This is a genomic window from Nostoc sp., from assembly GCF_036919595.1.
In the GTDB taxonomy this organism is placed as follows: domain Bacteria; phylum Cyanobacteriota; class Cyanobacteriia; order Cyanobacteriales; family Nostocaceae; genus Nostoc.
In genome coordinates this window covers 17,468-28,894 of record NZ_JBALCO010000105.1, presented here as the reverse complement: position 1 = coordinate 28,894, position 11,427 = coordinate 17,468, and the positions used below count along the sequence as shown (strand labels likewise).

Genomic DNA, 11,427 nt, shown 5'->3' with positions numbered 1-11,427 from the left:
TTTGTCACGTACTGTTGATTGGCAATTTACTACCGTAGATGCACGAATCAAATTGAAGCGTCTTTATCCCTCAATTCTTTCTTGACAGACTACTACGCAAAAAATAGCTAGAACCACAGGAGATAGAGGCGGATGATTTGAAGGAATAACCGATAAAAGTTACATTTTCCACTGTAACAAACCCTTACCCCCAGGCCCATTCCTTACAATGGAATAAGGTTTTATTCACTTTCCTTCTTCAGGGAATCTCAAACTCAACACACCAACTGATGCAATTTGATACCCAACTGCTACCACGGATTAATGCCACATCCAAGAGAGAAAATGGTAAACAATATTATGTAGATGCCAAGGGAAATCGCTTTCCCAGCGTTACTACAATACTTAATGCCACCAAATCACAAGCAGACCGAGACAGATTATTAAACTGGAAAGCGCGTGTTGGTACAGAAGAAGCTACCCGCATTACGACATCTGCTAGTCGTCGGGGAACCCAAACACACAAACAAATTGAGCGCTACCTCCTTGGTCAAAACCCTGTTTGTTCCGAAGCGAGTCGCCCTTATTGGGAGAGTATTAAGCCAGTTTTACAAGAAATCGACACAGTTCGACTTGTGGAAGGCTCTGTTTTTCATCATGATTTGAGCTATTCTGGCAAAGTTGATTGTATTGCCAGCTATCAAGGTATTCCCTGTATTTGCGAGTGGAAAACAGCAGATAAACCTAAAGGCTCAATTGAGCATTTATATGAATATCCACTGCAACTTACGGCGTACATAGGAGCAGCTAACGAGTATTATCGAGATTATGGCGTTCAACTAAAGCACGCTCTCTTGGTAGTAGCGATTCCAGAAATGCCAGCAGAGGTATTTTGGTTTGAATCAGCAGTCATCAAAGATTACTGGGAGCAATGGGAAAAAAGAGTCGCCCAGTTTTGGGAACGCAGAAGTGTTTGGAGTTAGTCAATGAGTGGGATTGCAAAGAAGTTTTTTAGCAGATATGAAAATTTCACAATTTAAAGGTATAGCCATTTATTAGTAATTAAAGTAAAGGAGTCAGCAATCGGGATACTCTCACAGCTAACTTGAACCAAAAAGGTTTTTTATCGTACTCATCAAGATCAACAGGAACACAGACAGCTAAATCATCCTCTAACATCTTTTTCACACTTTGGATAAACCGAGGCTCGGTAACAAAACCCATAACTTCAAAGTTGAGGGAAAAAGAGCGACTATCTAAGTTAACAGTTCCTACCCCTGCTATCTTCTCATCAATAACTATAATTTTCTGATGCATAAACCCATTTTTGTAACGATACAACTTGATCCCGATTTTTTCCATTTCGGTGTAGTAAGAGAAGGAACATAAATAAACAAATAAGTGATCAGGTCGATTTGGTAAGAGAATTCGTACATCTACACCTCGCATTCCTGCCAGTTTTAAAGCTGACAATGTTGCCTCGTCCGGCACAAAATATGGACTAGCAATCCAGAGGTGAGTTTGAGCTTGATTAATTAGTTCGACGAAAAAAAGCTTACAAGCTGGTAGCGTGTCTGCGGGGCCTGTAGGAAGAATGAATGCAGTTTGATTAGTTTCTTGATTAATTTTTACCTGCCAATTAACTTCGAGAAGTTTTCGAGTCGCCCAATACCAATCTCGCACAAAGGAGTTTTGTAGGCTTTGTACAGTTGGGCCTTCGAGCATCATGTGAGTGTCGCGCCAAGGACTCAAGCGAGGATTCTTTCCTAAATATTCGTCACCAATATTCAGTCCACCGACAAATGCTATTTCTCCATCCACCACCAAAATTTTCCGATGATTGCGAAAATTATATTGGAGCCGATTACCCTGACCTTGGGTAGTATTAAATGCACTTACTACAATTCCATGCTGTTCTAGAGACTGGATATAAGGGCGAGATAGTTTCTTGGAACCAATTTCATCGTAGAGAAAGTAGATGTTTATTCCTTGCTTGGCTTTAGCAATCAATGCTTCTTTAAACTCATTACCAGCTTGGTCATCGTTAACAGTATAGAATTGGAACAATATATAATTTGTCGCCGATGCAATCTTTTTCAGCATCGCTTCAAAGGTTTGCTGACCATCAATCAGTAATTCGGCAGCATTACCTGATGTGAAAGGAATTTCTGTAAAAGCCTTCGCTAATGGTTGCAACTCGGCTAGATTATCTGGTGGCACAACCTGAAATTTAATAATTTCACTATAAATCGGCTGAATAAGGTTGTAGTGTTGTGCATAGACTGAGCGCAGTGTTTCAGCATATCCATGAAATTTAGTTCTTCCTAAAATCCAATACAAGGGAATAGCTAGCCAGGGAAAGGTAATTAGAGAAATGCTCCAGGCGATCGCCCCTTGGGAAGAACGTACATTCATCACTGCATGGGCTGCATGTGCAACTCCCACGACATGAACAACAACTGTAGTTGTGCTAAAAATAGCTAGAACACCAGCATCTACAAGCATTTTAATTTTTTTGAGGATTGATATAAGTAAATTCTGCCAGCAATGGCTTATGATCGGATGAACAAATTTGGTCTAGCACCTTAGCACTGGCTTTCTTCACACTAAGATTTCGATAAAAGATATGATCTAAAGGAGGTGATAACAGGAAGCGTTTAATTTTCTCTTTCTCATGAGGTGCGAAAATTACTGGCGTTAATCCCAATTGAGTTGTTACTTGATTGAGGATAACTGCTCTTTTTTGACTCCAAGTATTGAAATCTCCTGAAAATATTAGTGGGCCCCGATGTGTAGATAACGCTAGCTCTAATTCATTTAGTTGTATTTTAAATTTATTTAAATCTACAAAATTGATCAGATGACTATTTATTGTCAGGAGAGTTGTACTTTTATCAGATAGCAGATACTCTGTAACTAAAGAAATTTTAGGAGTTTTAACAATAGGCTCATAATGTTTAGTAGCTATAACTTTTTTTGTAACTGGACTGATTGTAGCTGCTGTGAAAATCCCAGAATAAGTTTGATGATGAATATCTACAAAGTTAGGAGCAAAATTCCAATTCATTTTCACCCAGGTTTCTAATTTATCTGCTTCTAACTTTAGAGAAAACTCTTGTAAAAATATAACGTTGGGTTGGTAAGTCTCAATTATTGATGAAAAATCTTTTAACCAATTTTTGTTATAATTTTGTTTAGCAATATTCCAACTTAGAACTTTAATTGAGTTACTATTAATTTCTGTTTGGATGGAATTGTTTTTATCAATTGTGAGTTCTTGTAAACGAAAAAATCTATAAAATGGAACAAATTTCGTAACGAGACTGTTTAGGTGTTCTTGAATATTAGGCATCACTATCAATCCATCACAGCTAACACAGCTTTCGGCAATAACTTATCTTTAAACCAAACAATTTTCGCGGGAACATCATTTAATTTTACTCCCGCCTTTTCTAAATTAAGGCGCTCGGAAATTGCCAAAATTAAGTCCTCACGTTCAGCCCGTCGCACCTGAGAAAACTTCTTTTGTAAATATTCTGGCCGCCAATAACCAACAATTTCTAATAAGAAGGTGCGTCCATCAGAATGTACCAAGCGAAAATCAGGAATCATCACACTACCGGGGATTGGGATCAAATCAACTTCTCGCTCTAACGCCCAACCACTTTTCAACGCATCCCACTTATCAGCAAAGGATGCTTCTAGCATACTATCGTAGGGCTTACCTGGTGGATAATGGGATACCAAACCACATTCAGAATTAAGGGTAAAACGTCCAGTTTTCCAAGTATTTGTATAGGCGTCGCGGCTTTGGAGAATGGACGAAAGACTCCATTTGGTAACGTGAAGTAAAGCGGGAATAAGTTTAGCGATCGCTAACCCATAACGCGTACTAGGATTAAATAAACTCGTCGGGCCGTCAATGGTAATTGTAAAACCGTGGTCAGCATCACCCTCAATATAAGCCATCAATTGGAACAACTTCAGATAGCGAAACAACAGCTTATATTCTCCTGGAACATTGCGATGAGCATTTAACACCAGTTGACTGGCTTTATAAAACACACCCTGCACCTGAGATAAGTTATATCGATTCAACAAATCTGGCGCTGTTGGTGCATCAAAAACAGTCAAAATCTTATTCTCAGATAAATCAGCATATAATCCATTCCGAACCTGTTCTAGTAAAACTTCCCGTTCAAGTTCTTGAGTTAACTCATCAGCAACTTTACCAAGAGTAACTTGGGTTGATTCCCGACTACAAACAGACTTTGAAGCCAACGAAAATACCCGTTCTCTTAACATTTGTGGTTCTAAAGGACTAACCACTTCAAAAGTGCAAAAACTGCTTTTGAGAATATAAGCTAATCCCCGCTTCACCCGATAATCTGTAGAATCTCCTTCAAAATCAGTCAGTTGTCGCTCAAGCACACCCTGAGTCTTCCCCACCGCTGATTGAAAATAATTAATTAACTCAATCGCCAACTCCGAAGTTTTCTGATCAATTTTCAGTCTCTTCGGAATAATCTCCTCCCCGTTTTGGCGATGCATCAGTAACTCTGTCGGTAACATCTGCTGAATTTTGGTTTTTAGATTTTGAACTTCCGGTTGAATAATTAATTTCTAACTGTTCCGCAGCCTTCAAACTCCTTTCCTTCCCACTCCCATACACCACCTGTAACTTCCCTTTCTCCTCCTCCTCTCTGCGTCCTCCGTGCCTCTGCGGTACCCTTCCCTTCGGGACGCTCTGCGAACGGGAAGCCGCTGGCGCGTCTACGTTATTTCTTTCCCCTCTTCGCCTAGCCGAAGTCCCCTCCTCACTTGTATCCTCCGCCACCACCTCATATAAAATCGCCTGCTTATTCTCAATATTCCCCTTTCGTAAAACTCTCCCCAACCGCTGAGTATACTCCCTAGCCGAACCAGTTCCCGATAAAATAATTGCCACAGAAGCCGCCGGCACATCAACACCTTCATTCAACACATGAGAAGCAACCAAAGTATTATATTTACCCTCTCGAAACTTTGTTAATATCTCATGCCGTTCCTTCACAGGAGTTTGATGAGTAATTGCTGGAATTAGCAACTCTTGAGAAATGCGGTAAACCGTCGCATTATCCGCAGTGAAAATTAAAATTCTTGCCGGATAATGTTCTGCCAATAAATTCACCAAAATTCGCAACTTCCCATCAGTACCCAAAGCGATATCTTTCGCTTCCCGGTGCGCTAACATAGCTCTCCGTCCAGATTGCGATCTAGCACTCATTTGTACAAACATTTGCCAACCTTGCAGACTCCCTAAAGAAATCCGAGATTGCTTCAAAAAGTCGTTGCGGGTTTGAATTAACTGGTTGTATCTTTCCCGCTCAAGTTGCGATAACTTTACCTTAATTTGGACAATTTCATGTTCTGCTAACGCTTTCCCCGCCAAATCTTCAGCGCGTTTGCGATATACTTCTTCACCAATGAGGATATTTAAGTCAGCGTGTTTACCATCAGTGCGTTCTGGTGTAGCAGAAAGTCCTAGTCGATAAGGTGCGATCGCATATTCAGCAATCACCCGATTAAAATCTGTCGGTAAATGATGACATTCGTCAAAAACAATCAATCCATATTGATTCCCCAACGTTTCGGCGTGAATTGCTGCACTATCATAAGTTGCAACTAAAATAGCTGTTCTATCGCGCGAACCACCTCCCAGCAATCCCACCTCAGCATCAGGGAAAGCCGCTACCAAATGTGCATACCACTGATGCATTAAATCCAAAGTTGGCACTACAATCAGCGTCGTGCGTGGCGTTGACTGCATCGCCATTTGCGCCAAATAAGTCTTTCCCGCCGCTGTGGGAAGCACAACGACCCCTTGTCTACCTGCCAGTTTCCAAGCCGCTAGCGCCTCAGTCTGGTGAGGATAAGGTTCCATTTCCAGACTAGGAACCAAATCTACAGGATAAAATTTCTTCGCCTCATCAATAAAATTAACATCTTCCGCTTGTAGTGCTTCCACTAGCGATCGGTATCTAATTGCTGGAATGCGGAATTTTTGAACTCTATCATCCCATGTAGCATAGTCCATCCAACCTTTGCCACGTGGTGGTGGATGCAAAATTAATGTGCCACGATCAAAATTTAATGTAGGAGTGCGAGCCATTTATGGGGATTGGGGATTGGGGATTGGGGATTGGGGATTGGGGATTGGGGATTGGGGATTGGGGATTGGGGATTGGGGATTGGGATTGGGGATTAGAAAAACTCTTCCTTGTGTGCCTAGTACAGGTCAGCGGAAATAAACCTACCATTTCATTACAGCTAGAAAGCCCAAAATTAAAACATGAGTGACTTTTGACTTTTGACTTTTGACTTCCGCCTTGCGGTACTAGTCCCTATTTCCTAATCCCCGATGCCCACTCTATTGATTACTAATAACGCAAAAAGGTATCGGTTCAATCAATAATTTAGGGCAAGCAGTTACTCCATCTGCCAATTTTGGATTTTGGACTTTCCTGCGGAACGCTACGCGTAGCTTGCTTCCACGTTCGCGGAGCGTCTCGTAGAGAAGTGGTACGGCTACGCTCAGTCGAACGATTTTGGATTTTGGATTGATCCCGGCAAGATTGAGTGTAGGGCAGCCGAATTTTGAATAATGGAATTGTTCTGCCCATGCAACGTTGGGGCATGAACCGAAATAATTTTTAACACTTCGGCTGCGCTCAGTGTTAAAGCCGAGCGGACTTATACTGAGCCGCGTCGAAGTAGTCGAGGCTTTAATTCTTCAATTCTTTCTTCTATTATCTAAAATCTAAAATTGTTACGAATCGTGGCAACCAGGGACATAAAAGTATCCCAAGTCTTGGTTCCATCATAAGTCTGAGTGCCATAACTAATGTATAGGCACTTTAAATACAAAAAAACCAGCCTCCCACAGCTGGTCTGAAAAATATTTTTTGTGTTGTCTTCTCAAGAGAGTTAAAACCCAATTGCGTGTTCCCAAAATGCAACAGGCAACTTTTCTTAACAATATTGTAACAGCCAACACAGATTTTTCCTGAATATTCATCAAAAAAAGATATAAACAAAGCTAAAAAGCCTCTATCTATCAGGATAATTCAGCAAATTGTAGTGTAGAGAAGTAGAAGATAGGGGAAGAGGTGAAGGGGGGCAGGAGGGAAATAACCAATGCCCTATGGCTTATGCCCAATGATGACCATTTGTGGTTTTCCCCAGAGGATGCTCTCCTGCTTGTAAATTGCAATTCCCGGTTTTGCTCCTTTAGGTTTGTAAACGTGTTTTAGTTGAGTGTAAACCACTGGCACTTGATCACTCTGACGGGCGCGACTGTAGTATGCAGCAAGATTAGCTACAAATTGCAAATCAGCTTCTTCTGCAACACCACCCGGTTCTAGACGTAGTAGCACATGGCTCCCTGGAATTTCTTGAGCGTGGAACCATAGGTCATAATCGCCAGCTACACGAAAGGTCAATTGGTCATTCTGGCGATTGTTGCGACCGATTAATACTTCAAAGCCGCTGGGGGTAAGGTAACGATGAAAGTTGGTGCTGGGGACTTCATTGGCACTGCGGCTGCGGTATTCTGGATCTTCTAGATACTTTTGTCCAATCAACTCTTCGCGGATTTCTTCTAAAGTTCGCAAATCTTCTGCTGTTTGGTAGTTGTCTATCTGAGCGATCGCAGCTTCTACTTGTTCTAAATACTCAATTTCTGTCTGCACTGACAACAGTAGCGGTTCGACAGCAGAACGAGCGCGTTTGAGCTTTTGGTGCTGTTTGTAAAGACTTTGGGCATTTTGGACAGCATTTTTATCTGGTTGGAGAGCGATCGCTACTGGCAAACTTGTATCAAAATCAGCAAGGATGATTTCCTTCATCCCCGGTTCCCAGTTTTGCAGGTGAGCCATCAATAAATCAGCTTTTTGTCGATACTCATCGGCTTGATCTGATTGCTGCAAGCGCGTCTTAAAGGTTTGCGCTTTATTGCGTAATTTCGTCAGAATATTATTCAATTTCTGAGTCAACTGATGGCGCAATTGAGAAAATAACTGTTGATTAATCTGGTTACTGTAGTAGCGGTTAAGTAACTCCTGAATATCTTTGACGTTTTCAACTCCACCCCAACCCATTACGGTGTAGCCATCTTTTGTCCAAGCTGGTTGAAACTTACTGGAATCCAAGGCTTGCAGCCATTCTTGCCAGCGCTCAAATAGCCGTTGCCAATCGTTAGGGTTGAGGCTATCAGTGGATGTTTCTGGTGCGATATTTGCTTCTAACAGCATTAATTCCAGTAGTGCCGCACTCAAGCCACTATAACTTTTTAGCAATTGCCGCTTGATTGCTCCTGGCACTAAAGTTACCCGTTCTTGCCAACGTTGTTGGGATTCGCTCAAACTGGGGACAGTTCCAGTTAGTTTCGGTGGTGTTTCATAAGATTGTCCGGTTTGGATGGGACGGACACTAGATTGTTGCTGACTGACTTGATGGGCGGCGGTGATAATTATATTGCTGGCGTCGGTGAGAATGACATTACTATACTTGCCCATAATTTCTGCATAGACATGATATAGGGCGCTTTCTCCGGGACGACGGGCAAATTGCAAATCAATAACCCGCTCCCAAGGGGCGATCGCTTCAATAGCCACCAATGCCAAACTACTCAATTGGTGTATCAGTTGTTGGCTAAAGGTAAAGGTATCTGGCGATCGCGGTGGTGGATCGCCAATACAAATATGTGCAGCTTGAGGATGCCAAGAAATCTCTAGCCAATCTCGCTGTTTGAGGGTGCGTAATGCCATAGCAATAGTGTAGCGATCGCGCTGGTAAACCTGTTCTAAGCGTGATGGTAGCCAGTTAGCGCGGATTTCGCTACAAGCAGCTGTGAGAGTGGTAAAGTCAACTGGTTGCAAAGCGATTAGTTGTTAACATTCTAATGGTAGCGATCGCTATGCTTTTATTTTCGTTTAGTTAAAGCATAGCAGACCTCAACTATCATAACGGTTACTTGGTTTGGTAGTACCTGCGAATAAAAAAACGCAGAAATAAATCTATCAGTGAACCAATAGTGGAAATCACTCACCCTAGAGAAATATTTAGAATAAATGATTGAGTAATGGTGACTGAGGACTAAGAAAAGAAAATAATTGTTTACTTCCGAATTACCCACTCACCATTATCTGTTAAACAAGAGAATTATTTAGCAACAAAAACTGGCTGTTTTACTGTGGACTGAACTAATTCGGCAGTTGACTCCACTAGTTCTTTTGCTGTTGATTGCACTAATTCGGCAGTTGACTGCACTAGTTCTTTTGCTGTTGACGCTACTGGTTGTGGCTGCAATAGTTGGGTGTAAAGTTCACTCAGTTGATTTGCTACGCCATCCCAGCTAAACTTACTTTCGACGCGTTTTCTACCAGCTTTACCTAATTCATCTCGCCATTCTGGATTTAAGAGAATTCGGTCAATGGCAGACGCAAAAGCATCTACATCTTGTGGTGATGCCAATAAACCAGTTTCTTCATCAACCACAGTAAACTGAAGTCCGCCGACATCACTAACCACAACTGGTGTACCGCTTGCCATCGCTTCGATCGCCACGAGTCCAAAGGGTTCGTAGTGACTTGGAACAACGCAAACATCGGCAGCTGCGTAATAAGTTGGCAAAATATCTTGACTGAGACGACCAGTAAAAGTGGTAAAGTCGCTCATCCCCAATTCGTTTACGATTTGCTCAATGCGATCGCGCTCAATCCCGTCGCTGTTACCTGGAGTACTACCACCACCAATAATTAGCTGGAGATTGTTGGAATCCCGTAACTGAGATTCGTTTACCGCACGCACCAAGGTTTCTATACCTTTGCGTGAGTCAAAACGTCCTACATATAATACAACTTTGGCTTCTTTCTCAATACCCAATTTATATCTGGCTTCTTCTCGGGCAATCGAACCAAACCGCTGAATATCTGTACCGCAGGGAATGATGTCAATATTGCCTTTAGTGGAAACGAGCGATCGCATATGTTGTTGTTCTTGCGGACTTGTCGCCACAATTCGCTCTGCTGTTTCCAAAACTTGTTTTTCCACTGCTAATCGCACACTTGCAATCAGAGGAATATTTTCTATAGTGTTATACTTTACTGCTCCTAAGGAGTGGTAGGTATGAACCTGTTTACTATTTTGGATTTTATTTAACTCCATCCCCACCCAACTAGAGAGCCAATAGTTAGTATGAACTAACTGGTATGTAATATCATTTTTTACTTGAAATTTGAGGAAATTATCTACAAATTCTGGCAGAAAATCAAAAAGATCATCTCGTGGCACAAACTCAAGGGGGCCAGCTTTTAAACGAATAGTTCGACAATTATGATTATGTTCAACAATTGAGTCTTGCTCCAGACTCACTTTGCGGGTAAACATATCAACTTGCCATCCTAGCTGCGCTAGTGCTTCACCCACATGGCGCACATAAACATTTTGTCCCCCAGCTTCTTCTTTCCCTATTTCAATCGCCGGGTCTCCGTGGACGGAAATCAAGGCAATACGTTTTTCGGTGGTAGAGTTCATAGTTTGTGTGGTGCTGATTTTAACAAAGTTTTCGGCTATTCCAAGTCCGTGTATAGCACACTTTCCTAAATTGTTTAGGAACTTTAATTAATATTGATTTTAATTTACTATGTCTAATATTTTTTTACATCTTCTGCCAGAAGTATACTCTTAGGGCAAATATAAATATTTAATTTCTTTAGATAGATGAAATTACTCTAGTTATATCTAATACTTTTGATAGATGAAAATTATATTTTTTTTATGTCAATAAAATTCCATAGATAAATGTATTGACATGAGTTCGACGAAGTTACAGTCGGAGTCAGGATTAAAAAAGGTTTTTTATCAGGCTTGTAGACCAAAGCACGTAGCTTACTAACTTGCAATCAGCTGTAAAAAGCAGTCACAGGCAGAGCAGGTAAACCTTTTAGGTCAATATTTAAAGAAGGTTTATTTTTTTAATAGACTGTGGCAGAAATTTGCCTACCTTTAATTAGTTGCTCAAAACAACTTGTCTAGTTAATTGAGATGGTAGCTGGATTTACAGCGAACTGTACTAGTAGGTGTAAGCAACTAGCCCAGTTAAAAGATTGACCACACAATTAAGTACACCTAGTTTACACGTATAAAAAAACATTATTTTTTAAAGGTATCGTTGCGATCGCCAAATAAATAATTGAGGATAAAAATCGCTGCGTATAGATAAATCCCGATTAATTATCCTTAGTATTTGATAATCTGGTATAATTTAAAACTAAAAAATGTCTACCTATCACATTGAAGTTCAGACCAGTTACCACAGTCAACTCACCCCGTTGAACTCACATTGTATTAAGTAGTAAGAATAACTGTTAAATATTGATGCAAAATTGGGTACTTTCTGGAATTTGC

Annotated in this window: 7 protein-coding genes and 1 pseudogene; 2 read left to right on the top strand and 6 right to left on the bottom strand. The window is 41.0% G+C overall.

The window, feature by feature from the left end; translation table 11 throughout:
• Positions 1-269: 269 nt before the first annotated feature.
• Positions 270-962 (top strand): PD-(D/E)XK nuclease family protein, encoded by a 693-nt coding sequence (locus V7K21_RS16300; protein ID WP_335175908.1) that lies wholly within the window; start codon positions 270-272, stop codon positions 960-962.
• 79 nt (positions 963-1,041) lie between these two features.
• Here V7K21_RS16300 and cls read toward each other — a convergent pair whose 3' ends face one another.
• The 4 genes from cls to V7K21_RS16280 are packed head-to-tail and all read right to left on the bottom strand — an operon-like array spanning position 1,042 to position 6,130.
• Complete coding sequence (gene cls, locus V7K21_RS16295; RefSeq protein ID WP_335175906.1) at positions 1,042-2,484, bottom strand: cardiolipin synthase; 1,443 nt, start codon at positions 2,482-2,484, stop codon at positions 1,042-1,044.
• A gap of 1 nt (position 2,485) precedes the next feature.
• Positions 2,486-3,331 carry an endonuclease/exonuclease/phosphatase family protein gene (locus tag V7K21_RS16290; protein WP_335175904.1) on the bottom strand — a complete coding sequence of 282 codons (846 nt, stop codon included), beginning with the start codon at positions 3,329-3,331 and terminating at the stop codon, positions 2,486-2,488.
• Positions 3,332-3,336: 5 nt separating this feature from the next.
• Positions 3,337-4,551 carry a DUF790 family protein gene (locus tag V7K21_RS16285; RefSeq protein ID WP_335175902.1) on the bottom strand — a complete coding sequence of 405 codons (1,215 nt, stop codon included), beginning with the start codon at positions 4,549-4,551 and terminating at the stop codon, positions 3,337-3,339.
• Complete coding sequence (locus tag V7K21_RS16280; protein WP_335175900.1) at positions 4,481-6,130, bottom strand: DEAD/DEAH box helicase family protein; 1,650 nt, start codon at positions 6,128-6,130, stop codon at positions 4,481-4,483. The genes V7K21_RS16285 and V7K21_RS16280 overlap by 71 nt, the downstream gene beginning before the upstream one ends.
• On the opposite strand from V7K21_RS16280, the gene V7K21_RS16275 reads away from it, so the two are divergent.
• The gene (locus V7K21_RS16275) at positions 6,093-6,269 is read left to right on the top strand and encodes a hypothetical protein (RefSeq protein WP_335175910.1); all 177 of its coding nucleotides are present in this window, start codon (positions 6,093-6,095) and stop codon (positions 6,267-6,269) included. The genes V7K21_RS16280 and V7K21_RS16275 overlap by 38 nt on opposite strands.
• Before the next feature lie 891 nt (positions 6,270-7,160).
• Here the strand turns inward: V7K21_RS16275 and V7K21_RS16270 are convergent.
• Both V7K21_RS16270 and V7K21_RS16265 read right to left on the bottom strand, forming a co-directional pair.
• The gene (locus tag V7K21_RS16270) at positions 7,161-8,897 is read right to left on the bottom strand and encodes an Rqc2 family fibronectin-binding protein (RefSeq protein WP_335175898.1); all 1,737 of its coding nucleotides are present in this window, start codon (positions 8,895-8,897) and stop codon (positions 7,161-7,163) included.
• A 421-nt stretch (positions 8,898-9,318) separates the two neighbouring features.
• Positions 9,319-10,554, bottom strand: a pseudogene (locus V7K21_RS16265) (glycosyltransferase family 4 protein); the annotation flags it as partial.
• Positions 10,555-11,427 lie beyond the last annotated feature (873 nt).

Bases quoted from the DNA above. Each gene is read 5' to 3' on its own strand.
- V7K21_RS16290 (WP_335175904.1), bottom strand. From the start codon at position 3,331: ATGCCTAATATTCAAGAACACCTAAACAGTCTCGTTACGAAATTTGTT.
- cls (WP_335175906.1), bottom strand. From the start codon at position 2,484: ATGCTTGTAGATGCTGGTGTTCTAGCTATTTTTAGCACAACTACAGTT.
- V7K21_RS16285 (WP_335175902.1), bottom strand. From the start codon at position 4,551: ATGTTACCGACAGAGTTACTGATGCATCGCCAAAACGGGGAGGAGATT.
- V7K21_RS16300 (WP_335175908.1), top strand. From the start codon at position 270: ATGCAATTTGATACCCAACTGCTACCACGGATTAATGCCACATCCAAG.
- V7K21_RS16280 (WP_335175900.1), bottom strand. From the start codon at position 6,130: ATGGCTCGCACTCCTACATTAAATTTTGATCGTGGCACATTAATTTTG.